Raw genomic sequence first — 23,384 nt, 5'->3', positions numbered from 1 at the left:
TTCCGGTTACCGCTCAACGCGTCAGCCCTCCTCGGGGCCACCGCTCTCCTCGTCGGCCGCCTTCGGCTCCTCCTTGGGCGCCTGGGCCGCCGGCGCGGCGCCGGGCTGGGGCTCGGCCACCGCAACACGGGCGGGCCTGATGGTCCGCTCGCCGATGCGGTACCCCGGCTGCAGGATCGCGACGCAGGTCGTCTCGGTGACGTCCGGCGCGTACGAGTGCATCAGCGCCTCGTGGATCGTCGGGTCGAAGGGCTCGCCCTCCTTGCCGAACTGCTGCAGCCCCATCTTGGCGGCGACCGTCTCCAGCGATTCGGCCACCGACTTGAAGCCGCCCACCAGCTCGCCGTGTTCACGGGCGCGGCCGATGTCGTCGAGCACCGGCAGGAGCTCGGTCAGGAGGCTCGCGACCGCGAGCTCCTTGACCGCGACCCGGTCGCGCTCGACCCGGCGGCGGTAGTTCTGGTACTCGGCCTGGAGCCGCTGGAGGTCCGCGGTGCGCTCGCCGAGCGCGGTGCGGGCCTGGTCCAGCTGGGCCGTCAGGCCGGCGACGGTTGCGGTCGCGTCCCCTGCCGGGGCCGCCGGGCCCTCCTCCGCGGGGTTCGCGGAGGAGGTACCGGCGGCTTCGGCGGCGTCGTCAGGCGCGGCGCCGGAGGGGACGTCGGGCTTCTCCTCGAAGCCCGGGGTCTCCTCCGTCATGCGGCCCCCTTCGGCTTCTCGTCGTCGACGATCTCGGCGTCGACGACGTCGTCGTCAGCGGCGGCACCCTGGGCGGCGCCCGGGGTCTCGCCGGCACCGGCGGCCCCGCCCGCGGCCTGGGCGTCGGCGTACATGGCCTGGCCGAGCTTCTGGGAGACGGCCGCGACCTTCTCGGTGGCGGTGCGGATCTCCGCGGTGTCCTCGCCCTTCAGCTTCTCCTTGAGCTCGTTCACCGCCGTCTCGACCTCGGTCTTGACGTCGCCCGGGACCTTGTCCTCGTTGTCCTTGAGGAACTTCTCCGTCTGGTAGACGAGCTGCTCGCCCTGGTTGCGGCTCTCGGCGGCCTCGCGGCGCTTGTGGTCCTCCTCCGCGTACCGCTCGGCCTCCTCACGCATCCGGTCGACCTCGTCCTTCGGCAGCGAGGAGCCGCCGGTGACGGTCATCTTCTGCTCCTTGCCCGTGCCGAGGTCCTTCGCGGTCACGTGCATGATGCCGTTGGCGTCGATGTCGAAGGCGACCTCGATCTGCGGGACGCCGCGCGGGGCCGGCGGGAGGCCGGTCAGCTCGAACATGCCGAGCTTCTTGTTGTACGCCGCGATCTCGCGCTCGCCCTGGTAGACCTGGATCTGCACCGACGGCTGGTTGTCCTCGGCCGTCGTGAAGATCTCGGACCGCTTGGTCGGGATCGTGGTGTTGCGCTCGATGAGCTTGGTCATGATGCCGCCCTTGGTCTCGATACCGAGGGACAGCGGGGTCACGTCGAGGAGCAGGACGTCCTTGACCTCACCCTTGAGGACACCGGCCTGGAGCACGGCGCCGATGGCGACGACCTCGTCCGGGTTGACGCCCTTGTTGGCCTCGCGGCCACCGGTCAGCTCCTTGACGAGCTCGGCGACGGCCGGCATGCGGGTGGAGCCACCGACGAGGACGACGTGGTCGATCTCGGAGAGCTGGATGCCCGCGTCCTTGATGACGTTGTGGAACGGCGTCTTGCAGCGCTCCAGCAGGTCCGCGGTCAGCTGCTGGAACTGGGCGCGCGTGAGCTTCTCGTCCAGGTGCAGCGGGCCCTCGGCGGAGGCCGTGATGTAGGGGAGGTTGATCGAGGTCTCGGTGGACGAGGACAGCTCGATCTTGGCCTTCTCGGCGGCCTCGCGGAGGCGCTGGAGGGCCATCTTGTCCTTGGACAGGTCCACGCCGTGGCCGGAGTGGAACTGCTTCACCAGGTAGTCGACGACACGCTGGTCCCAGTCGTCACCACCGAGGTGGTTGTCACCGTTGGTGGCCTTCACCTCGACGACGCCGTCGCCGATCTCCAGCAGCGAGACGTCGAAGGTACCGCCACCGAGGTCGAAGACCAGGATGGTCTGGTCGTCCTTGTCGAGGCCGTACGCGAGGGCGGCGGCCGTCGGCTCGTTGACGATGCGCAGGACGTTGAGGCCCGCGATCTCACCGGCCTCCTTGGTGGCCTGGCGCTCGGAGTCGTTGAAGTACGCCGGGACGGTGATCACCGCGTCGGTGACCTTCTCGCCCAGGTAGGCCTCGGCGTCGCGCTTCAGCTTCTGCAGGATGAAGGCGCTGATCTGCTGCGGGTTGAAGTTCTTCCCGTCGAGCTCGATCTTCCAGTCCGTGCCCATGTGCCGCTTGACGGACCGGATGGTCCTGTCGACGTTCGTGACCGCCTGGCGCTTGGCCACCTCGCCGACGAGCACCTCGCCGTTCTTCGCGAAGGCGACGACGGACGGCGTGGTCCTGGCGCCCTCGGCGTTGGTGATGACGGTGGGCTCGCCGCCTTCCAGAACGCTGACGACGGAGTTAGTCGTGCCCAGGTCGATGCCGACCGCACGTGCCATTTTCGATTCCTCCAGCTGACTTGAGTGGAACAGGCTCAAGGATGCACGACCCGACGACCGGAGTCAACAGAGTTGAGCCGACCGCGCTCAACTTCGCTGGACGAAGGCATGGCAGTACGCATGCGGCGGGCGGGGCGGTGCGACCCCCGACCCGCCGCATACCCCGAACCACTACCACCTCACACACAACCGTGCGATCGTGCAAACAACGAAACAAAAGCCGCATTCGTCGCAATTCATCAGGTGTGTGTCCCATGCGCCCCTCCCCCCACCCCAAGCGCGTCCTCGATCTGGCCCTCGGCTCCGCCCTGCTCGCCCTCACGGCCCCGCTGCTGCTCGCCGCCGCCGTCGCCACGGCCGCGAGACGGCCGCCCGGCGGCGTGTTCGCGACCGAGACGGTGACCGGCCTGGGCGGGCGCCCCTTCACCCTGCGCCACCTGCCCGTGCGCCGCTTCCGCATCGACGTGCTCTCCCGCCTGCCCCACGTCGTGCGCGGCGAGATGTCCCTGGTCGGCCCGGCGCCGCTGCCCCCCGGCGACCCCGCGGCCGCCGCCCCCTGGCGCCGGAGCGTCAAGCCGGGCCTCACGGGGCTGGCCCAGGTCCGGCGGGGCTCCGCCCTGCCCTGGGACGAGCCGCTGCTCCTCGACCAGCACTACGTGGAGCACGAGTGGATCGGCCTGGACCTCGCGCTGCTGCTCCGCACGTTGCGGACCGTGCCCGGTCAGGCTCACCTGAGCGACGCAGATCACCGCCTGCGCGGCTACAGTGCGGCGGAATAAGTGGGTACGCTCAGCACGGACTGAATAAGTTACCGCTTAGTAGTAGTGCCTAAGCCCTCCCACCCTCGCAGGCCCGAGGAGCCTCCATGCAACTCGCCGCGATCATTGTGTCGCTGACCCTGACCGTGGTCGGCGTTGCGCTGCTCGCCCGCGCCATCGGCCAGTTCGTCCGCCACTTCAAGCTGGGCCAGCCGGTCCCCGCCGGCACCCGGACCGACAACCCCTACCAGCGCAGCGTCACCCTGGTCAGGGAGTTCCTCGGTCACACGCGGATGAACCGGTGGGGCATCGTCGGCTTCGCCCACTGGTTCGTGGCCGTCGGCTTCCTGACGCTGCCCCCGACGATCATCACCGCGTACGGCCAGCTGTTCCAGGCCGACTGGACGCTGCCGCTGCTCGGCGGCTTCCTGCCGTACGAGCTGTACATCGAGTTCATCGGCGCGATGACCACCCTCGGCATCGCCGCGCTGATCGTCATCCGGCTGCTGAACCTGCCGTCCCGCCCCGGCCGCAAGTCCCGGTTCGCCGGCTCGAAGATGGGCCAGGCGTACTTCGTCGAGTACGTCATCCTCACCATCGGCCTCGCGATCTACGTCCTGCGCGGCCTCGAGGGCGCCCTGCACCACGTCGACCACTACGAGGCCGCGTACTTCGCCTCGTACCCGCTGGTCCTCGCCCTCAAGGGGCTGAGCGTGGGCGCGCTGCAGAACCTGGTCTACCTCTTCGCCATGATCAAGCTGAGCACCACCATGATCTGGATGATCACGGTGTCGCTCAACACCAACATGGGTGTGGCCTGGCACCGCTTCCTGGCGTTCCCGAACATCTGGTTCAAGCGCGACGCCACCGGCGGGACCGCCCTGGGCGCGCTCCAGCCGATGACCTCGGGCGGCAAGGCGATCGACTTCGAGGACCCGGGCGAGGACGACGTCTACGGCGTCTCCCAGGTCGAGCACTTCTCCTGGAAGGGCCTCCTCGACTTCTCCACCTGCACCGAGTGCGGCCGCTGCCAGTCGCAGTGCCCCGCCTGGAACACGGGCAAGCCGCTCTCCCCCAAGCTGCTGATCATGTCGCTGCGCGACCACGCGCACGCCAAGGCGCCGTACCTGCTCGCCGGTGGCGGCAAGACGATGGAGGGCGACGAGAAGGCCTCCGAGGAGGCCCTCAAGGACGTCCCCGCGGCCGCCCTCGCCGAGGCCGAGCGCCCGCTGATCGGCACGCTGGAGGAGAACGGCGTCATCGACCCCGACGTGCTGTGGTCCTGCACCACCTGCGGCGCGTGCGTGGAGCAGTGCCCGGTCGACATCGAGCACGTCGACCACATCGTCGACATGCGGCGCTACCAGGTGATGATCGAGTCCGCGTTCCCGTCCGAGGCGGGCACGATGCTCAAGAACCTGGAGAAGAAGGGCAACCCCTGGGGTCTGGCCAAGAAGCAGCGCGTGGAGTGGACCAAGGAGGTCGACTTCGAGGTCCCCATCGTCGGCAAGGACGTCGAGGACCTCTCCGAGGTCGACTACCTGTACTGGGTCGGCTGCGCCGGCGCCCTGGAGGACCGGGCCAAGAAGACCACCAAGGCCTTCGCGGAGCTGCTGCACATGGCGGGCGTCAAGTTCGCGATCATGGGCGGCGACGAGAAGTGCACCGGTGACTCCGCCCGCCGCCTGGGCAACGAGCCGCTGTTCCAGCAGCTCGGCCAGGAGAACGTCGCCATGCTGAACATGGCGTTCGGCGAGGACGACGAGGACGAGTCCACCAAGAAGCCCAAGGCCGCGAAGAAGATCGTCGCGACCTGCCCGCACTGCTTCAACACCATCGCGAACGAGTACCCGCAGCTGGGCGGCGAGTTCGAGGTCATCCACCACACGCAGCTGCTCCAGCACCTCATCGACGAGGGCAAGCTGCTCCCGGTGACGCCGGTCGACGGCCTCATCACGTACCACGACCCGTGCTACCTGGGCCGCCACAACAAGGTCTACACGCCGCCGCGCGAGATCATGTCGGCCGTCCCGGGCCTGCGCCAGCAGGAGATGCACCGCCACAAGGAGCGGGGCTTCTGCTGCGGCGCCGGCGGCGCGCGGATGTGGATGGAGGAGCGGATCGGCAAGCGCATCAACACCGAGCGCGTCGACGAGGCGCTGTCCCTCAACCCGGACATCGTCTCCACCGCCTGCCCCTTCTGCCTCGTGATGCTCACGGACTCCGTGAACGGCAAGAAGAACGACGGCAAGGCCAAGGAGAGCCTCCAGGTCGTCGACGTGGCCCAGCTGCTGCTGGACTCCGTCAAGAAGCCGGTGGAGCCGACCCCGGCGGAGGAGACGGACACCGAGCCGGAGCCGGTGAAGTAGTCCGCCGTCGTCAGCCCGTCGCCGTACGGGCACGGCGGGAGCGGCCGGACCTGTCCCCGAGGGGACGGGTCCGGCCGCTCCGTTTTCCCCCGGCCGGGGTCGGGGCCGTGCGCCGGGGCCGGGGGCCGCTCCCCACATGCCCGTACATGCCAGACACACCTCCGCATACGCGGGCAAGCCGGTCACCGATCCACGATTCCGACCCTTAGGGGATGTCACAGCTCGGCAGCAAAGGAGCCCCTCGTTCCCGGGCCCGTCCACCGGACACGGCGGGACCGGGTACGTTCGATGACGTGGCTGGATTCAGGATCGGACGCGGCCGGGACAACCGCACCCCGCAACAACGGCAGCAGGCGCCCTACGGCGGCGCCTCGGCGCCGCCCCCGTACGCGGGCCCGCAGCAGCAGTGGCACCAGGGGCCCCAGGGGCAGCACCACGGGCAGCCCCAGGGGCAACAGCCGTACGGAGAGCCGGAGTACTTCGGCGACCCCTACGCGCAAGGGCACGCCCCGCAGGGCCACCCACCGCACGGGCACGCACCGCACGGGCAGGCCGCTCCTCCGCACGACCCGTACGCGGCGAACAACCCGGGCCACACCCGGGCGTTCAGCATCCACGACGAGGCGTACGCCGCCGGACCCGACGCGTACGGCGACGGCGCCACCTACCAGTCCGGCGCCCCCGCCGCCCCGGCAGGCCCGCGCCTGCACTGGAAGCAGCTGCTCAGCGGCATCGTGATGCGCCCCGGCCCGACGTTCTGGCAGATGCGCGACCACGCCGTGTGGGGTCCGGCGCTGGTGGTCACGTTCCTCTACGGCCTGCTCGCCCTGTTCGGCTTCGACCAGGCCCGCGAGGAGACGATCAACGCCACCCTCTCCACGGCGATCCCGTCGGTCCTCCTCACCGGCGTCATGTTCGTCGTCGGCGGCGCCATCCTCGGCGCCGTGACGCACACCCTGGCGCGCCAGCTGGGCGGCGACGGGGCCTGGCAGCCCACGATCGGCCTCTCGATGCTGATCATGTCGATGACCGACGCGCCGCGCCTGGTCTTCGCCCTCTTCCTGGGCGGCGAGAACACCCTCGTCCAGGTCATCGGCTGGCTGTCCTGGCTCGCCGCCGGAGCGCTGTTCACGTCGATGGTCAGCAAGTCCCACGACCTGCCCTGGCCGAAGGCCCTGGGCGCGTCGGCGATCCAGCTGGTGGCGCTGCTGTCGCTGATCAAGCTGGGCACCATCTGAGTCCGCCGGCCGGACACACGCACGGCAGAAGGGCCCCCGCACCGGCGGGGGCCCTTCTCGTGGTTCTCGCGCACGTCGTTCTCGCGCACGTCCGCGCGGCTCAGGCGTCGAGGACCTGGCCCTCGCGCCGCACCACGGGCGGCTCGACGCTCCAGGGGAAGTTGATCCACTCGTCGGTCTTCTTCCACACGTACTCGCACTTCACGAGCGAGTGGGACTTCTCGTAGATCACCGCGCTGCGGACCTCGGCGACCGCGCCGAGGCAGAAGTCGTGGACCAGCTTGAGGGTCTTGCCGGTGTCGGCGACGTCGTCGGCGATCAGCACCTTCTTGTCGCTGAAGTCGATCACGTTCGGCACCGGCGCCAGCATGACCGGCATCTCCAGCGTGGTGCCGACGCCGGTGTAGAACTCGACGTTCACCAGGTGGATGTTCTTGCAGTCCAGCGCGTACGCCAGCCCGCCCGCCACGAAGACGCCGCCGCGGGCGATGCTGAGCACGATGTCGGGCTCGTAGCCGTCGTCCGCGATGGTCTGCGCGAGCTCGCGGATGGCGGAGCCGAACTTCTCGTAGGTCAGGTTCTCCCGTACGTCACTCATGCTCACACCTGCGTCCGATGGAAGTTCTGGAAGGACCGCGAGGCGGTCGGCCCCCGCTGTCCCTGGTACCGCGATCCGTAGCGCTCACTCCCGTACGGGAACTCGGCCGGCGAGCTGAGCCGGAACATGCACAGCTGCCCGATCTTCATGCCCGGCCAGAGCTTGATCGGCAGCGTGGCGAGGTTCGACAGCTCGAGCGTCACGTGCCCGGAGAAACCGGGGTCGATGAACCCGGCGGTCGAGTGCGTCACCAGACCGAGCCGGCCGAGGGAGCTCTTGCCCTCCAGGCGCGAGGCCAGGTCGTCGGGGAGCGAGATGACCTCGTACGTCGAGGCCAGCACGAACTCGCCGGGGTGCAGGATGAACGCCTCGTCCCCCTCCGGCTCGACCAGCCGCGTCAGGTCCGCCTGCTCGACCGCGGGGTCGATGTGCGGGTAGCGGTGGTTCTCGAACACCCGGAAGTAGCGGTCCAGCCGCACGTCGATGCTCGAGGGCTGCACCATGGAGTCGTCGTACGGGTCGATGCGTACCCGTCCGGCGTCGATCTCGGCCCGGATGTCCTTGTCTGAGAGAAGCACGTCCCGAGGATACGCAGAGCGCGCGGGCCCGCCCCAATCGGACAGCCCCCGCGCGCCCCCTCCGACCTCGCCCTACTGCCGCTGCAGCTCCGCGCGCCCGGCCACCGGCACGGCCTGCCGCAGCCGCGCGCACCGCGGACACCGCAGCAGCCGTCCGGGCCCGATCCGGCCGGCACCGAGCTGCTGCATCGGGAACGAAGCGGTACTGAACACGTGCCCCTCGGCACAGCGGACGACGGTGTGCTCCATGGAGTCCATCAAGTCCCTTCCCCAACCAAAGCGTGGACGAGAAAGCCACATTAGGGGATCAACGGGACACCGCTCCACGCGGCACTCCGCCCCCACACCGTATGCCCCAACTCCCGCCCCGTGCACCTGGATCCGTCCCCCACACAGCACAAAGACCCCGCGGCGCGATACACCGGGGGCCTGTCGATGAGGTACAGTGAGCGACGTTACGACACCGGTTCCTCCGGTTCGTACTACGCGGGTGTAGTTTAATGGTAGAACATGAGCTTCCCAAGCTCAGAGCGCGGGTTCGATTCCCGTCACCCGCTCCACGCAGAAGGCCCAGGTCATCGACCCGGGCCTTTCTTGTTGTCCGGACCAGGTCACTGGTCCCGTGCCCGTTGCGTGCCCGAAGCCCTCTCGCGCTCGGTCTGTACGAGCCGGTCGAGGCCGGCGGCGACCTCCCTTTGGCGGTCATGGTCGGAGTGCTGATAGATCAGCGCGGCCTTCTCCGTGGACTGACCCGCGCGGACCATCGTGTCCTTGAGCGTGGCGCCGGACCGGGTCGCCAGGGTGTGCCCGGTATGACGAAGATCGTAAAAGCGGAAGTCCTCGGGCAGGCCGACGGCGGTCCGGGCCTTGCGCCACTTCCGCCCGAAGGTGGAGCGCCGGAAAGGCTTCCCCTTCTCCCCCACGAACAGCAGTCCGTTCGGCTCCTTCTCCGCGTACCAGTCCAGGTGTCGGCGGAGGTCCTCCGTCATGAAGGCGGGCAGGACCATGAAGCGCCGTCCGGCCTCCGACTTGGTGTCGCCCTGGACGCGTCGACCGGTGGTCAGCTCCGGCTCAGCCTTGCGGACCCAGACGCCGGGGGTGTTGATGTCGATGTCCGGACGCCGCATGGCCGCCTGTTCCTCCGGGCGGGCCGGACCGTGCGCGGCGAGGTAGACCATCAGCCGCCAGCGCGGCCCCATGTGATGTCGGTGCCGGCCTCGAAGGCGCGGATGGGGCGGATGTCGAGCTGGGTGCCCCAGCGCAGGGTGCGCGCGGGTTGGTCGGCGGCGGCCGGGACGGTGACGGTCGTGTACGGGTGGGTGACTGCGGCGCGGATGGCGTCGGTGAGCAGCTGCACGGTGGCCCAGGCGGGTGGCGGGTCCTCGGGGCCGTCCGGTCCGTCGAGGCGGATGACGGCGTGGAAGTGGACGGCGCCGCGCTTCTGGAACTCGGCGACCTTGCCGTAGGAGACGCGGGCGGCTTCCTTCAGCTCGCGTTGGGTGAGCCCGGCGCGAGCGGCGATCTCACGGCGCAGCCGGTTGGTGAAGCGCTGCCAGAGGTGTCCCGCGTTGTTGTTGAACAACACCGAGCACGCGTAGTCGTAGGTGTCCGGGTTGAGCGGCGTGCCGAGGGCGTCGTCGTCCGGCGCATGAGCGGTGCCGCAGCGGCAGCGGCCGGTGTCGGGGCGGTTGTGCACGGGCCCAAAGCTGGGGGCGGTGAGCGTGGCGAAGACGCGCGGGTGGTCGCGGACGGTGGTGGGGACGTCCTTGTCCTGGTCGCCCGCGAGTCCGGCGCGGATCAGGTGGCAGGTGTCGGCCGCGTACATCCAGGCGCAGGCGGGGCAGCGGGAGGCGCGGCGGTCCCCCTACGGCCGGGATAGGCCCAAGGGCATGAGCCGAGCCCCAACGGCCCGCGGTTCCCTCTCCGTCACCGACATGCCTCCGGCGGGGGCGCTCCGACTCCGGGATGGCGGGGGCGCCGTACGCGGGTGGTGGGCAGAGACTCGGTGGGGCCCACAAGCTCGTCCCTACGCAGAGGAATTAATCCCCCAACATGCGCCCCAGTAGCTCCTGCGAAAGCGATCACAGAGCGCCTTCAACCGTGGTCTTCTACAGAGGTGGAAGCCATAATCGCCAGCGCCATCGCCGTCTTGGGCACCCTGCTTGGTTCGGGGATCACCCTGGGAGTCCAACGGCGCACCACTGAGAGAGGCCACCAGTTCACACGGGACGAGAAGTTGCGTCAGGAACGGCTGGACGCGTACACGGCCTATGCGGCGGCTTTGATCAACTACCGGCGGTGTCTCGTGCACCTTTGGTTTTGTACCCATGAGCAGCCCCCTCCGGAAGCCGCTGAGGCTGTACAGATCCGGGCATACGACCTCAGGTCCAAGGCCCAGGAGGCTCTGTTCCGGATGCAGATGCTCACCGACAACGAAGCGCTGAGCCGCAAGGGTGAAAGCTTGCTTGCCGAGATCACAGCCGTACACAAAACAGACAATCGGTCAGAGCTGGATCAGCGAAGGACGCACACACGGGATGGCATCGCTCATCTAGTAAGGGCAGCGAAGCAACACCTCTGAGGCTGGGTGTCTGGTAGTCGGACCGCCTCTAAAGACCGGCACTGACATGGGCGGTGCGTGTCTAACTGCGTGACAACGCCGACGAACAGCGGCGGACGAGCACGAACGTCTGCGGACCATCAGCGCAGGTGAGAGGCGCAGTAACCCAAGGAAGCAGCCCGGCCCGAGTTGCTTCGGGACGAAGCGGTCGTGAATTGAGATTCCACCGCCCCGAGAGGTCAAACCCCAGGTCAAGCCTCAGCATCCTTGTCTCTCCGACCATGCAGGTCAGAAACGCCACACAACCACTGCCGAAGGCCCCGTGGTCCGAGCCGGGCGCACGATGGTCGGCCCGCCGGGTACTGATGCACATCATCGCCGAGACCGCCCAGCACGCCGGCCACGCCGACATCATCCGCGAGTCCCTGGACGGCGCCAAGACCATGGGTTAGCCGGCGGCGCGGCAGGGTGTATCGCTCCCTACACGGAGGCGATACACCGGGTGTCCCCGCACACGCCTTTGCCGCGTGCTCCGCGGGTCAGGAACGTCGGCGAGGCGGCTGACATCCACTCCTGACACCAACGGGCGCGAACGCCAGCGCATCGGTGCAGCTGAGGGCGCGCCCACGAACTGCGGAACGAAGCCGCTATGCAGGCCAAGAAGGGCCACCGGATCGAACTTCTGAGGCGGTGGTCAGCAGCCGTGCCCGATCCGTGCCCGACAGGTCGGTAAACCACGGTCAACAGCGGGTGCCAGGAAGAGCCGAATGCCTCATCCTGACAGCCGTTGCCGCTGGTCAGGGCGCCAACTACGCCCAGAAGCACGGTGATTACCCGGGCCTTTCTTGTTGTCCGGCCACGCCAGGCGTCGCGCACCAGCCTGCGGGCGTAGCAGACACACCCTGCGCTCCTGCATCTACAGAGACAGCGCCCAGCCAACAACTCCTATGGGAGTGAGGGTGCAGACAACGCCGAAGCACAGGCATACGTTGGCCAGCGCCTTGAAAGGCTTCTGCCGCTGGGCTCGGCATGCTGCGAAGCAGACAAAGCTGACAATGGCGAGGCACGGCAGAGCTATGAAGAAAAAACCCAAGGCTGCCATGATCCCCCTGACGACCGGACCGCCGTACAGCAGCAAAGTACAGCAGCCATCGTGTGATGGGCCCAGCCCACCGACCGAACAGATCGGCAGACCTCAGCGATCACCCCGCCCGTCGTTCGCATCGCGGAGGCGGCGAGTGTCTGACTCTTGCGGACCATCGCAGCGTCGAGGGCCCACCCACGTTGCTTCGGGGCGAAGGTGTCGCTCCGGCAGGGTGCGCCGCATGACGAAGACGCTCCCGGACTGTCGTGAGTACGGCCAGCCCAGGAGGGCGGGCGGCCATGTCCGGCCTTGTCTGTTGTCCGGACCAGCTCAGGGCTCCTGTGCCGATGCTGGTGTCCACGAACATGAGACGGCCCGCCTCTCGTCAGAGCGGCCGGCCGCCGAAGGGGCCGCCGGAGCCGGGCTGGAACGTCGTGCCGAGGTCGTACTGCGCGATGCCGAACGGTTGGAAATCGGCATCAGCAAGGACGCGGTAGAGGAACTCGGAGGTGGACATGTCGTACCAGTGCCATGGGCCGCCGTCATGGGACCGCGCAAGGACGGGGTAATCGCCCGGCCGCTCGGCGTCGATCAGCCAGCAGTACTCGTCGGCCCATTCGGTGGAGCCCCACGTGACCACCCCCTTGCCGCCCGGCGCGTAGATCGCATGGGGATCGACGGCGGAGACGGTTCCGAGTGTGCTGTCCCGGTCGACCGACAGGGCGACCCGCCACCGCGTCAGGAAGTCGAACGAGATGCCCTCGTCGCATCCCAGGAAGGAGACGGAATCACTGAAGGTGCCGCCGCCGAACGCCTCGCAGAGCTCCTTGTAGTCCGCCGGCAGTGGTACCCCCAGCTCTCCCTCGATCGCCGACCAGTCGACGGGGATCCCGCGCGGCTCCCACCCGGTCAGTTCGATCACTCGCTGAACCCACGCACGACAATCCTCGGGCCGTTCATTCCCCACCTCCCCTTCGGTTCCCGCCCGGGGCTGCGCGGCGTTCCGCGCGTCCCGACCTGTGACACGGAGGGGAGAGTCGTCCACCCAGGAAGCTGCATCCGGCGGTGCATCCCGCTCCGCCACGAGCACCACCAGCTGCTCGCCGTCCCCGGCACGGACCACACCGCAGCCGAGCCACCGGCTGCCGGACGCCCAGCCGCGCATCTCGACCAGCTCCCCGGCGAAAGGAGCAAGGAGCGGCAGCCCGGTCCGCTCGGTCACCGTCGGATCGACGTAACCGCTCGAGACGAGGTTGCGCAGCTGCCCGTACCGACGGCTGAACTCCTTGAGGAGAGTGGACAGGTCGATCGCGTCGGAAGCCACCAGACACACATGCCCCGCCAGGTGACCGGACCGGCCGCACACCAACTCCCGCCCGCCCGGCCGAACCAATGAGGTAACGGCTTCTAGCAGTTCCTGTCCGTCCATGGCCAGAGAGTGAAACACATGCCACGGACAACGAGCCGGGACCGCGACCCGGCTGACATCCACGACTGACATCGACGAGGACGAACGGCGCCGGGCACAAGCGTCCTTCGTCGGAGGCGAGACGGCCTGCCGGAGCCCGCCGAGCAGGCCCGGGCTGACCGGCGGCGCCTGCCGGCCGGGAAGACCTCCTGTGTGGTGCGGAGCCCGGAGGCGTCCACCACACCGGAGGTCCTCGCCGTGATCAGGGCCCGGCGCCGTCGGCAGCGGTCGTGATCAATAGAGCTGGCCGGCCGGTCCCGACTGCGCCGGTACGAGGCCGGCTTCCGGCCCGGGCGATGCTCCCCGGCCGTGGGCACCGGTGCGTCGGACCGCGCGCCGCCAGAGCGGGCCCAGGGCGCGGTAGAAGCGGTCCGGCAGGAAGACCGCGTCGGCGACGATCATCGCGGCGGAGAAGAGCGGCAGGCCCATGACCACCGCGATGCCCACATGCATGGCCAACAGCGCGCAGAGCACGGGGTACTTGAGCCTGCCGAAAAGGACGAAGGGGAAGGCGACCTGGAGCAGTACCGTCAGGTAGCAGGCGGCCGCGATCAGGACGGCGTGGTCGTCAGCCATCCCGGAGAGCGCGGGCCAGGGCTGGAACAGCTGGAGGTTCAGGGCGTAGTGGAGGGCGGTGCCGTTGCCCCACGTACCGCCCTGCACCTTGTACAGGCCCGCCGACCCGTAGAGGAAGCAGACCTGGGCGGCGATGACGAACATCCCGCAGTTGTGCAGCACGGTGATCACGCACTGGCGGGCGTCCCGGAGATGGCGCCCGACCCCGGCCCCGGCCGCCGGTGCGCGGTGTGACCGCGGGTCCGCGCCCGACCGGAGCCGAGCTCTGCGGGCGTCGAGGGACCAGCGCCGGCCGCAGGCGGTGGCCACGAGGTAGACGGCCATGAGGAGGATGAGATTGTCCCCGCCGTCCGTCATGAAGATCGCTCGGGCGTGGAACGACGCCACCACGACGGCGAACAGCACGGACACGGCCCTGGTCCGCCAGCCCAGCATGAACAACGCGGACGTCACGACGGCCACCGCGTAGCAGAGCTCGAAGTACGCCCGGCCGTCGGACAGGGTGAGCGCGCTGACCCAGCCCGTCTGGTCGAAGAGCTGCCTCGCCAGCGCGGGGGTCCACGGCGAGCCGGGGCCCCAGATCTCTTCGCGGTGCGGGAACTCCCGCAGCAGGAAGACGAGGTAGAGCAAGCCGTAGCCGATGCGCAGCACGGCCGCCGCGTACAGGGAGACCGGCCGCTCGATCAGGAGGCGGAAGAAGGCGGCGACACGGTCGGGCGTTCGGCGCATCGCCGTACCCGCGCTCGCGCCCGCGCGTTCGGTGTCGCACGTCGACGGCGTGGGTGCCGCCGCCGGGACCGGGGTGGGGACCGGCTCAGTCGGTGCCATAGGGGGCCGCCTTCCACCAGGGCAGGTAACGGGTGTCCACGGGTGTGGGCGCGGCCGTGGCCGGACGGCTGCGCCCGGCCGGACCGGGGGCACCGACGGGCAGCGTGACCACCCGCAGCTGGATGGAGTCGAAGGAGCCGCCGCGCAGGTCGGCGACGCGCTTCGCCGCGATGTTGCGGAGGTACTGCTGGATCATCACGGCCCGCTCCGAGTGCGGCTGGTCGTCGCCGCCGAGCGTTTCGAGGTACGAGCTCCAGGCCCGGCGCAGCATGTTCTGCGTCGTATGGCTCGGGAAGGGATTGTGCTCGATCGCGGAATTGTCCACGCCGCTCAGGTCGAACCAGCCGCTCACCTGCGAAGTGCCGTCGGGGGCGATCCGCATGGTCCGCGCCGAGATCTGCCGGTTGACCGACTCCGGGTCCGGGGCGAAAAGCCGCCAGTTCTGCTCGAAGACGGGATAGACCCATGCGTTGATCTGGTTGCTGTACCGCTGCGAGATGGCATTCGCAGGCGCCACATGCAGAAAGACCAGGAGTACGTGAACGATCGTTGCCGCCAGGCACAGGACGACGGCCGCGCCCGTGGCCGCTTTCAGCGAGCGGGGCGGCCGCCCCGCATCACCATGGGAGGCCGGGGGATCACCGCCGCGGCCTGTCTCGGCCGAACCGGCACCGGAGGAATTCGGTTCTTTCACTTCCGTCTGCTCGACACCGCTGAGCACGGCCCCACCCGGCCTTCCCGTCCCGCTGTTCATTTCCACTTCTTCCGGTTCCGCGCGTGGCGCGCGATGTGGTCGGTCGACCGTCCACCGCGCGCCACGCGTCTCACATCCGGGCGACCGGCTCGGCGCCGGTCCGCCGCGACGAACTAGCGGTTCGCGTGACCGCCGTGCTCACCGGACTTGCCGTGCCCGTGGTCGCCATAACCGCCGGGCTTGCCGTCGCCGGGCTTGCCGTCGTGGCCGTGGCCGGGCTTGCCGGGCTTGCCGTCGTGGCCATGACCGGGCTTACCCGGCTTGCCGTGATCGTGGCCGTGGCCGGGCTTACCGGGCTTGCCGGGCTTGCCGTGCCCCGGCTTACCCGGCTTACCGGGCTTGCCGGGCTTGCCGGGCTTGTGGGGCGGCTTGGGGCCGCCTCCGCCCGTGGTGCCGCCGTGGACGCCGCCGATCGTCGCGCCCGTGGTGCCACCCGTGGTCCCCGCGATGAGGCCGCCCGTCGTGACTCCACCGAGCACGCCGCCGAGGACGCCACCGGTGGTGCCGCCCGTCGTGACGCCGCCGAGCACACCGCCGAGGACGCCACCGGTGGTACCGCCGGTCGCGGTGCCGCCGTTCGTCCCGCCGGTGGTGCCGGCGATCACGCCACCCGTCGCGGTCCCGCCGGTGGTGCCGGCGATCACGCCACCGGTGGTCCCGCCGGTGGTACCGGCCTCGCACTCCGGCCGGACGATCGTGTTGGTGTCCAGCGTCACCGACCCGTTACGGGCCAGGGCGCGGCCGGCGATGTCCGCCCCTGTGGTGGCACTGATCGACGTCATGGCCATGATGGTGCCCACGAAGTCGGAGCTGGTGCCGAGGGTGGCGGAGCTGCCGATCTGCCAGAACACGTTGCACGGCGAGGCGCCGTTGATGAGGCTGACGCTGCTGGCGGAAGCCGTCGTCAGACCCGAACCGACCTGGAACACCCAGATGGCGTCGGGGTCGTTCTGCGCGTCCAGGGTGAGCGTGCCGGTGAGGCCGAGGGTGGACGAGGCCGTGTACACGCCCGGGACCAGCGTCAGACCGCCGGCGTCAGGCGGGAGCGCGCCGTCCGAGGCCTGTCCCGCCGCATTGTTGTACGCCGCGACCAGGTCGCTCTTGGCCCCGGCGGCCACCGCGTCCGCGGAGTGGAACGTCCCGTTCACGATTCCGGGCGGGAAGCCGGAGATGGCCGTCCCCGGATGCACCCCGACATCTCCGGTGATGACCGAGGGCCCGGTGTTGGTGACCGACTGACCGGCCAGCACCGCGAAGCTCTCGGCGGTTCCCAGAGGTACGGGCTGGGCGATCGCGTTCGCCCGGGTCGGCGTCACCGCCACGACGGCTGCGGCGATCACCAGAGTGAGCACCGCCGCCAACCAGGCCGATGTTCTGCGCCACCGGGGCGCGTCAAAGAAATTCAGCGTCATCGAGAAGCCAGCTCCTGGGGTATTGGTGACCGTTCAGCGAACACCGGATGCCCGGAATCGCCGGTTATGTCGGCTGGCATATTACGCAGACACCTTCCCCCGGTTACGATTCATCAGGGTGATTTCAGCGGGTCTCACCATATGCATCATGGAAAATATGAAGAATTGACCCGACGGTCACTCGGAGGGCAGAGCGCGCCGCCTTGAGGCCGTCCCGGAATTACGGGGTCGGTGCAATGGCGCCGTTTCGGAGTCACTCGCGCGAGATGCTCGCGCACCAGGCGCCCCGGCGGCGCGGCCGCACGTACATGCTCCCGACGGGCTTCCGCGTGCTTACTCCTCGGGGCGTTCCCGGCCCTGCCGCGGCTCCTCGGCGGCGATCGCGCTTCCCCGACGCGTGCCGGTGTCGATGAGGATCTGTGCGGCCTCGGTGACGTTGTCGGCCCGTACGGCCCTGGCCATCGCTGCGCGGGCCGCGTCCGGCGTGGCGTGCGGCGGGACCACGAGGAACGAGAAGTGGTCCCGGTCCCCGCGCGTGATGAGAACGGTGTCGTCACCCACGGGGAAGGAGTCGATGTGCACGACGCGGTCGTCGACGATCAGGCGGGTGGGCAGTTCCTCCCAGGCGCCGGTGTCCAGGCCGACCCGCGTGACCGGGCCGAGGTGCTCGGTCAGGGCGCCGATCAGGCCGGGAAGCTCGGTGGCGATGTCACGTGATCGCGGCCACCACGCGCCGTCGAGGATTCCCTCACGGGCGTGTGTCGTCTCCATCCTCAGCAGCACCGTTCCGGGCCGCACGGCCTGGTGAATTGCGTCCGGCAGCAGATGGGAGACGCGGGGGTCGTCGGAGTCGGCCATGGGGTGCCCGCCCGTCCGCGGAGGTCCGGCGCTTTCGCCGAACGAGGTGATCCGTCTTCCACGGTACTCCGACCGGCTGCGCGCAAGGCTCCGGTCCGCAGGAAAAGTGCCTGGTCATACGCCCTGCTGACCGCCGTCGGGAGTAGGGTGGAGGCACCGGGAGCATTTCGCACGCCGGCTCCGATGCCGGCGCCGTTCCCGGCGAGCGACAACACCGGGACGTCGCAGACGAGCCCGGAGGCAGGTTCGCGTGATGACCGCGACCATCGAACGTACGACCCTCACCGAGCGGCCCGTGTCCTCGTCGCCGGTCCGTCTGTCACTGGTGCCGGCGGGGTCGGTGCCCGGTCTCCTGGACGGTGCCTGGTGGCCCCGGTCCCGCGACCTCGCCCGGGAACTGCCCGCCCTGACCGATGCGCTGGACGTGCCGTGGGGGCGGGTCACCCGTGTCACGGTGAACCCCACCCACTGGCCCGTGATCCCGCGCAAGGTGGCCGTGACCGGGCACACCGTGCACGTGGGCTGGTTCACCGACGAACAGGATCCGCACAAGCTGATCCTCCTGTCCTACGCGCGCGGCCGCATGGACCTTCTGGTGATCCCGCCGGAGGCCGGCGTGGCCACGGCCGCCCGGCTCATGTCCGCCGCCCGCGCTCCCGGGGGCCTGCTCACCGCCAGTGGGCTGATGGCCGGCGAGGACGAAGCACTCGAAGGGACGGAGGCCCGGCACCGGGAGGAAGACTGGGAGACCGACGGCGGTGCCGCCCCGGCGGGCGGAAGCCCGGACCGGCGCCGCGACGCCACCCGAGAGGGGTGAGGGCATGGGCACCGTCATCACCGTGGTGCTGATCATCGCCATGATCGGCGCGGGGATCGCCCTCGTCCACCGGCTCAACGCCCAGCACGGGGCACGGATCGCCGCCTTCCGCTACAGCGAGCCCCTGCCGGGGATCGGCCGGTCGCGCGGGAGGAACCGGCGACCGGCAGGACCCGGACCCGCCGGACCAGGACCCGGACCGGCAGAGCCCGGACCCGCCGGGCCGCCCGCCGCCGACGACCGCGGGCAAGGTGTGGGCGGCCGCGGATGACATCGGCACGTCCCGACCGGACGCGGCGGGTGCGGCACGACGGCGTCGCACCCGCCGCGCACAGGACTTCCCCCATGAACGAGGTCACCATGCATCCACCGGAACTGCCCGCGCACGGGCACGCCGACGTCCGTATCGTCGCCTCGTCGCCCGAGACCGCCCGGCAGGTCGCGGAGGTCCTCCGTCGCTGCTTCGCCGCCACCGAACAACGCAGCTACCCCGTCGACACCATGAACGGCGGAACCCTCCTCCACCTCACCGTCGACACCGGCAACGCGGCCGAGCCCGCCCGATCCTGGCTGTCCACCAGCCGGCCCTCCGGCGACGACCGCACCCGGACGGACGAGGTCTGAGGCGATCAGCCGCTCGTGACGCCCGTGACGGACGCACGGACACCGGCGCCGTGCCGGTGGACGCGGAGAGTCAGTTGGTGCGGGTGTTGGAGAGGTGGCGGCCGATGTAGCCGACGACGACCTTGCCGGTGGCGCCGGCCGTGTCGTCGTAGAAGTAGACGCGGGGGGCTATGCGGCCCTTGCTGTCGATCTTGATGTGGGCCTCCATGAACAGCTCGCCGGCCGGGTCGACTTCCGGGGGGACGCGGAAGATGCGCTGTCTGCGGTGGCCCTTCTTGTCCTTGCGGACGGTGTCCGACTCCACCATGGCGACGCGTGCCGAGGGGTAGCAGCGCAGACCCTGGGGGGCGGCTTCGCAGAAGTCGCGGAACGTCCCCTCGAAGCCTCCTTCGGCGGTGCTGGCGCCACCGTAGGCGTCCAGCGCCAGCAGGGCGTCCCACACCTTCGACGCCCAGGTGGAGCTCTTGAGGTCGTCGTCGAGGTCCGCCGCCCTGCTGACGTCGTAGGTCAGGATCAGGTGCCGCATCCGCTCGGGGGCGCGGTCGCCGAGTTCGGCGAACGACATGGGGACCGGGTCCTCGACGGGCGGCGTGTAGGCGTCGTCCGCGCGGCCCGCGGCGACCAGGCGCTGTTGCAGCACCGACACCTGGTGGCGCAGCGCGGACAGTGCCGACTGGGTGGCGTCGTGGTCGGCTATCTCGTCCTCGTAGCGGTCGACGGCGTCCTTCCGTTCCTGGTCGAGGGCGCGCCTGCTGCGTTCGGCCAGGTCCCGTGCGCTGGCGGCCTCGCTCAGTTCCTCCAGGGCCTTGTCGATCGTCTGGTTCGCGGAGTCGAGCTGCCGGCGCAGCGAGTCGAGCGTCTCGTCGCCGTCGGTCCGGGCCGTCGCGGAACGCGCCGCGCGCAGGTTCTTCAACGCCTCCTCGATGCCGGGGAACGCCGCCTCCGCAAGCAGTTCCGGCTGCGGTGTCGTCACCGCGTGCAGCCGCGGGTAGCGGGCGATCCGGGTGTCCGCGTTGCGGAACTGCGGGTCGCTGAGGCGGCGGTACGTCAGGAGGCGGTGCCGGCGGCCGTCCTCGCCGGAGCCGAGGACGACCCCGGGAAGGTACGTGCGGATCTGCCCGGCGAAGACGTTGTGCCCGTCACCGGTGCTCGCCGCGAACGCCGCGGCCGCGTCCCTCTCCAGGCGGTACACGGAGGCGATGCCCGCGAGGTTCTGGGCCAGCTTCGTCAGGAGCCTCTCCCACGCCGTGTCGGTGTGGGAGGGTACGGCCGCCACGACGAGCGGCAGTTCACGGGCGGGGTCGGTCAGCGCCGCGAGCAGCAGGCCCAGGGTGCCGGAGTGGGTCGCGTGCGGGACGGCGGAGAGGCGGGTGGAGCCGTCCAGGACGTCGAACTGGTCGAGCAGTTCCCGTACGAGACGGGGCGGGCAGGGCGTGGTCTGGCCGGCGCCTGGGCTGGGGTAGTGCTCGAGGTCGACGCCGACGTAGGCCGGGCCGGCCTCCCGGTCGACGGCGGACGTGAGCGTCGTCTGCCACGTGCCCTCCCGCTTCTCCTCCTTGTTCTCGCGCAGCCGCAGGCGCAGCGCCGCCTGGTGTCCGTCGCTGTCGTACGAGTCCGTCACCGTGAGGGTGTAGGTGCCGGTGAGGTGGTGCACGCCCGAGGAGAGCGTCGTCGCCAGTTCCTTGCTCTCCAGCCAGGAGGTGAAGCACGCACGGGCGATGGCGAACATCTCGTCCCGCTGGTACGGCTGGATCCGCAGCACCGTCCGGTACACCAGCGGGTTCTCGACGCGGGTGGCGTCCCTCGCGGCTCCGCCCTGCCCGGGTGGCTGTGCCGGCGGCTCGGGTCTGCGGTGCGGCATGGCCAGCGGGGTGGGTATCAACACGGACCTCCTGCGTGATCGCATCCTCGGCCGGGCTTCACCGAGCAGCATCGCAGAGCGGGGGCCGGTCGCGGGGCGTGCTGTGCGGAGTGGTGCCTCCGCCGGCCCGAAGTAACGATCCGGCGGTGCGGCAGGCTCCCGTATGCCGTTCCGTACGCGTCCCGTACGCCGTTCCGCGCGGCGGAGACCTCAGAAGATCCTCAAGCCCATTGCGCGTTCGACGGACGCGTTGTGAAGATCATCAGCGCGTGGGGCGCACGACCTGACCAGCCGTGCGGACGCCGCGCACCGTCCGGTCCGACCAGACCGGGCGCATGATCAGAACGTTGGGGGAACAACTTGAAGATCAACAAGATCACGACCGTGACCGCCGCCGTGGTGACGGCCGCCATCTTCAGCACGGGCCTGTCCGGCTCCGCCATGGCGGCGGACCGCGGTGACCGGCCGGCGGCCACCGCCTCGGCACCGGCCTCGGACGCCGCCGCCGCTGCCGCCGCCGCCGCTGCTGCCGCCTCGGCCGCGGTCGACGCCGCCGAGGCGCAGAAGCTCGCCGAGACGCTGAAGGTCCTCGACGCCATGCCGGACAGCGTCCTCGCCCAGGGCGACGCGGCCGCGCAGGCGTACCTCGCCGAGCGGCTGCCCCAGGACGACCGCCGCGCGGTGGCGTTCGGCTGGACGCAGAAGCTCAAGTGCGGTGCCGCCATCACCGCGGCCATCGCCGGCGGCGCGGTGCCGGTGGCGAAGCTGCTGAAGCTCAAGGCGTTCATCAAGAAGGTCGGCTCGGTGAAGGAGGCGGCCTCGCTGCTGATCCGCGTGTCGAAGGGCGAGGAGAAGATCAGCGAGCTGGGCGCCACCCTGGGTGGCCTCGCGTCCGCGATCCTCGGCATCGACATGATCAAGAAGCACTGCCGCTGATCCCGGAGGGAGCCCCGATGACCACGAGCAAGGCGCGCATCACCGCGCTGATCACCCCGGTCGGGCAGGACGCCCAGGACGAGGCCCGCGCCCTGGCCGAGGAGGGGCGTACGTCGAAGGCGGTCGCCCGTCTCCGCAAGGACTCGGGGCTCGGTCTGCACCCCGCCTCGGCCGCGCTGGACCTGCTGGGCGAGGGACGGCCGCTGCCCACCTCGTACGAGCAGGCGCTGGGCACGCTGCGGGACGAGTGCCCGGAGCTGGTCGGTGAGTTGACGGTCCTGCTGCACCGCGACGACCGCAACGCGGCGATCAGGCTGCTGCGGGAGCGGACCGACATGGACCTGGCGGGCGGCTACCACCTGGTGGAGGCGCTGGCCGCCCACCTGGGCGCGGCGTGACCCGGTCCCGTGGCCCTCACGGCACCGCCGTGACGTGAGGGCCACGGGACGCGCGCGGCCGGCGGGCGGGGTCGAGGCCGTGGCCGGGCGGGTCCACCACGGGCCGGTGGTTACGGGCGGCCCGCCGGTTCGAGGCCGGGGCCGGCGGGTTCGAGGCCGGGGCCGGCCGGGGCGGGCGTCGCGGGCGGGGGCTCCGTCCCGGCGGCCGCCGTGCGGCCCCAGGCCGTGCCGGCCAGGATCAGCAGCACACCGAGCAGCCCCGCCCAACCGGGCCGGTCACCGGCCAGGGCGATGCCGGTCACGGCCGCCCACACCGGTTCCGTACCGAGCAGGAGGCTGACGCGGGAGGGCGACGTACGGCGTACCGCCCACATCTGGACGAAGAACGCGAACAGCGTGCAGAACACCGACAGGTAGAGCAGCCACGCCCAGTCGCCCGCCCCGAATGCGGCAGCGGCGGCCCACGGGGTGGCGCCCGTCCCCGGGGCGGCGCACAGCACGGCGAAGACCAGCACCGAGGTGCCCAGTTGCACCGTCGTCAGGGACATGGCGTCGGCGCCCTCCACCGACCGCATCCGCGACATCGCCAGCACGTGCACCGTACGGGCGACGGCCGCGCCCAGCATCAGCAGGTCACCCAGGGACGGCCGACTGAAGCCCGCCCCCTGCGTCAGCAGCACCACGCCGAGCACCGAGAGCCCCGCCGCCGCGAGGAACGCGGGCGACAGGCGCGTACCGCGGATCCGGCTCTCCGCGAGGGGCGTGAAGATCATCGTGAGGCTGATGATGAGCCCGGCGTTGGTCGCCGAGGTGTGCACGACCCCGTACGTCTCCATGACGAAGATGGCCGCGAGGATCAGGCCGAGGGTCCCCGCCCCGCGCATCTGCGCGCCGCTCATCGCGCGCAGCCTGCGCCACCCGGTCGCCACCAGGACGGGCAGCACGACGGCGAACCTCAGGACCAGGACGGCGAGGACGGTCCCGCTCGTGGTCACCCCCTTCGCGGCGAGGTAACTGGAGCCCCAGACCACCGCCACGAGCAGTACGGGCAGGTCGGTCAGCCAGGCACGGCGGGCCGCGGTGACGGTCATGGGGACTCCTCGGGCGGAAGGCCATCAACA

At 70.2% G+C, this 23,384-nt stretch carries 21 protein-coding genes, 1 tRNA gene and 3 pseudogenes; 11 read left to right on the top strand and 14 right to left on the bottom strand.

Going from position 1 to position 23,384, the window contains the following annotated elements; genetic code table 11:
- Positions 1 to 21 precede the first annotated feature (21 nt).
- Both grpE and dnaK read right to left on the bottom strand, forming a co-directional pair.
- Complete coding sequence (gene grpE / locus A4V12_RS00935) at positions 22 to 696, bottom strand: nucleotide exchange factor GrpE (RefSeq protein ID WP_064067213.1); 675 nt, start codon at positions 694 to 696, stop codon at positions 22 to 24.
- On the bottom strand, positions 693 to 2,546 hold the full coding sequence (gene dnaK, locus A4V12_RS00930; protein ID WP_064067212.1) for a molecular chaperone DnaK: 1,854 nt from the start codon (positions 2,544 to 2,546) through the stop codon (positions 693 to 695). Before dnaK ends, grpE begins: the two co-directional genes overlap by 4 nt.
- Before the next feature lie 254 nt (positions 2,547 to 2,800).
- Here dnaK and A4V12_RS00925 point away from each other — a divergent pair, with 254 nt between their 5' ends.
- The 3 genes from A4V12_RS00925 to A4V12_RS00915 all read left to right on the top strand — a co-directional run bounded on the left by A4V12_RS00925 (position 2,801) and on the right by A4V12_RS00915 (position 6,911).
- Entirely contained in the window at positions 2,801 to 3,325 is a 525-nt protein-coding gene (locus A4V12_RS00925) for a sugar transferase (protein ID WP_064067211.1), read from the top strand.
- An 86-nt stretch (positions 3,326 to 3,411) separates the two neighbouring features.
- Entirely contained in the window at positions 3,412 to 5,673 is a 2,262-nt protein-coding gene (locus tag A4V12_RS00920; protein WP_064067210.1) for a (Fe-S)-binding protein, read from the top strand.
- Between the two features lie 293 nt (positions 5,674 to 5,966).
- Positions 5,967 to 6,911, top strand: a complete 945-nt coding sequence (locus tag A4V12_RS00915) for a Yip1 family protein (RefSeq protein WP_064067209.1) — start codon at positions 5,967 to 5,969, stop codon at positions 6,909 to 6,911.
- 100 nt (positions 6,912 to 7,011) lie between these two features.
- On the opposite strand, the gene A4V12_RS00910 is transcribed toward A4V12_RS00915, so the two are convergent.
- From A4V12_RS00910 to A4V12_RS00900, 3 genes are all read right to left on the bottom strand, one after another.
- A complete protein-coding gene (locus A4V12_RS00910) occupies positions 7,012 to 7,509 on the bottom strand; it encodes a phosphoribosyltransferase (protein ID WP_064067208.1) in 498 nt (165 codons plus the stop codon).
- Between the two features lie 2 nt (positions 7,510 to 7,511).
- A complete protein-coding gene (gene dcd / locus A4V12_RS00905) occupies positions 7,512 to 8,087 on the bottom strand; it encodes a dCTP deaminase (protein ID WP_064067207.1) in 576 nt (191 codons plus the stop codon).
- A 72-nt stretch (positions 8,088 to 8,159) separates the two neighbouring features.
- Complete coding sequence (locus A4V12_RS00900; RefSeq protein ID WP_064067206.1) at positions 8,160 to 8,345, bottom strand: hypothetical protein; 186 nt, start codon at positions 8,343 to 8,345, stop codon at positions 8,160 to 8,162.
- Positions 8,346 to 8,573: 228 nt separating this feature from the next.
- Between A4V12_RS00900 and A4V12_RS00895 the strand changes: the two genes are divergently transcribed.
- Positions 8,574 to 8,647, top strand: a tRNA-Gly gene (locus A4V12_RS00895).
- Positions 8,648 to 8,698: 51 nt separating this feature from the next.
- Here the strand turns inward: A4V12_RS00895 and A4V12_RS00890 are convergent.
- Together A4V12_RS00890 and A4V12_RS00885 are read right to left on the bottom strand one after the other, a co-directional pair.
- A pseudogene (locus A4V12_RS00890) lies at positions 8,699 to 9,286 on the bottom strand (tyrosine-type recombinase/integrase); the annotation flags it as partial.
- Positions 9,286 to 9,951: pseudogene (locus A4V12_RS00885) on the bottom strand (replication initiator); the annotation flags it as partial. The pseudogenes A4V12_RS00885 and A4V12_RS00890, both read right to left, overlap by 1 nt.
- 252 nt (positions 9,952 to 10,203) lie before the next feature.
- Here A4V12_RS00885 and A4V12_RS00880 point away from each other — a divergent pair.
- Both A4V12_RS00880 and A4V12_RS34115 read left to right on the top strand, forming a co-directional pair.
- Complete coding sequence (locus A4V12_RS00880) at positions 10,204 to 10,668, top strand: hypothetical protein (RefSeq protein WP_064067205.1); 465 nt, start codon at positions 10,204 to 10,206, stop codon at positions 10,666 to 10,668.
- A gap of 281 nt (positions 10,669 to 10,949) precedes the next feature.
- Positions 10,950 to 11,099, top strand: a pseudogene (locus A4V12_RS34115) (DUF664 domain-containing protein); the annotation flags it as partial.
- 1,017 nt (positions 11,100 to 12,116) lie between these two features.
- Here A4V12_RS34115 and A4V12_RS00875 read toward each other — a convergent pair.
- The 5 genes from A4V12_RS00875 to A4V12_RS00855 all read right to left on the bottom strand — a co-directional run bounded on the left by A4V12_RS00875 (position 12,117) and on the right by A4V12_RS00855 (position 17,627).
- Positions 12,117 to 13,160 (bottom strand): SMI1/KNR4 family protein, encoded by a 1,044-nt coding sequence (locus tag A4V12_RS00875; RefSeq protein WP_159028803.1) that lies wholly within the window; start codon positions 13,158 to 13,160, stop codon positions 12,117 to 12,119.
- Positions 13,161 to 13,433: 273 nt separating this feature from the next.
- A complete protein-coding gene (locus A4V12_RS00870; RefSeq protein WP_064067410.1) occupies positions 13,434 to 14,504 on the bottom strand; it encodes an HTTM domain-containing protein in 1,071 nt (356 codons plus the stop codon).
- 85 nt (positions 14,505 to 14,589) lie between these two features.
- Positions 14,590 to 15,357, bottom strand: a complete 768-nt coding sequence (locus A4V12_RS00865; RefSeq protein ID WP_064067203.1) for a DUF5819 family protein — start codon at positions 15,355 to 15,357, stop codon at positions 14,590 to 14,592.
- A 113-nt stretch (positions 15,358 to 15,470) separates the two neighbouring features.
- Complete coding sequence (locus A4V12_RS00860; RefSeq protein WP_064067202.1) at positions 15,471 to 16,769, bottom strand: ice-binding family protein; 1,299 nt, start codon at positions 16,767 to 16,769, stop codon at positions 15,471 to 15,473.
- 333 nt (positions 16,770 to 17,102) lie between these two features.
- A complete protein-coding gene (locus tag A4V12_RS00855) occupies positions 17,103 to 17,627 on the bottom strand; it encodes a DUF5994 family protein (RefSeq protein ID WP_064067201.1) in 525 nt (174 codons plus the stop codon).
- Between the two features lie 253 nt (positions 17,628 to 17,880).
- Here A4V12_RS00855 and A4V12_RS00850 point away from each other — a divergent pair, with 253 nt between their 5' ends.
- The 3 genes from A4V12_RS00850 (at position 17,881) to A4V12_RS00840 (ending at position 19,068) form a co-directional block, all read left to right on the top strand.
- Complete coding sequence (locus A4V12_RS00850) at positions 17,881 to 18,444, top strand: DUF5994 family protein (protein WP_064067200.1); 564 nt, start codon at positions 17,881 to 17,883, stop codon at positions 18,442 to 18,444.
- A 4-nt stretch (positions 18,445 to 18,448) separates the two neighbouring features.
- On the top strand, positions 18,449 to 18,715 hold the full coding sequence (locus A4V12_RS00845) for a hypothetical protein (protein ID WP_159028802.1): 267 nt from the start codon (positions 18,449 to 18,451) through the stop codon (positions 18,713 to 18,715).
- 89 nt (positions 18,716 to 18,804) lie between these two features.
- Positions 18,805 to 19,068 carry a hypothetical protein gene (locus A4V12_RS00840; protein ID WP_064067409.1) on the top strand — a complete coding sequence of 88 codons (264 nt, stop codon included), beginning with the start codon at positions 18,805 to 18,807 and terminating at the stop codon, positions 19,066 to 19,068.
- Between the two features lie 70 nt (positions 19,069 to 19,138).
- On the opposite strand, the gene A4V12_RS00835 is transcribed toward A4V12_RS00840, so the two are convergent.
- Entirely contained in the window at positions 19,139 to 20,953 is a 1,815-nt protein-coding gene (locus tag A4V12_RS00835) for a PspA/IM30 family protein (protein WP_159028801.1), read from the bottom strand.
- Between the two features lie 336 nt (positions 20,954 to 21,289).
- Here A4V12_RS00835 and A4V12_RS00830 point away from each other — a divergent pair, with 336 nt between their 5' ends.
- Positions 21,290 to 21,865, top strand: a complete 576-nt coding sequence (locus tag A4V12_RS00830) for a hypothetical protein (RefSeq protein ID WP_064067197.1) — start codon at positions 21,290 to 21,292, stop codon at positions 21,863 to 21,865.
- Positions 21,866 to 21,882: 17 nt separating this feature from the next.
- A complete protein-coding gene (locus A4V12_RS00825) occupies positions 21,883 to 22,263 on the top strand; it encodes a hypothetical protein (protein WP_064067196.1) in 381 nt (126 codons plus the stop codon).
- A gap of 110 nt (positions 22,264 to 22,373) precedes the next feature.
- Here A4V12_RS00825 and A4V12_RS00820 read toward each other — a convergent pair whose 3' ends face one another.
- The gene (locus A4V12_RS00820; protein ID WP_064067195.1) at positions 22,374 to 23,354 is read right to left on the bottom strand and encodes a DMT family transporter; all 981 of its coding nucleotides are present in this window, start codon (positions 23,352 to 23,354) and stop codon (positions 22,374 to 22,376) included.
- Positions 23,355 to 23,384 lie beyond the last annotated feature (30 nt).

The sequence above is a fragment of the Streptomyces noursei genome (assembly GCF_001646665.1).
GTDB lineage: Bacteria > Actinomycetota > Actinomycetes > Streptomycetales > Streptomycetaceae > Streptomyces > Streptomyces lavendulocolor.
Note: the sequence above shows the minus strand (reverse complement) of the source record. Positions and strands in the feature narration are given on the sequence as shown.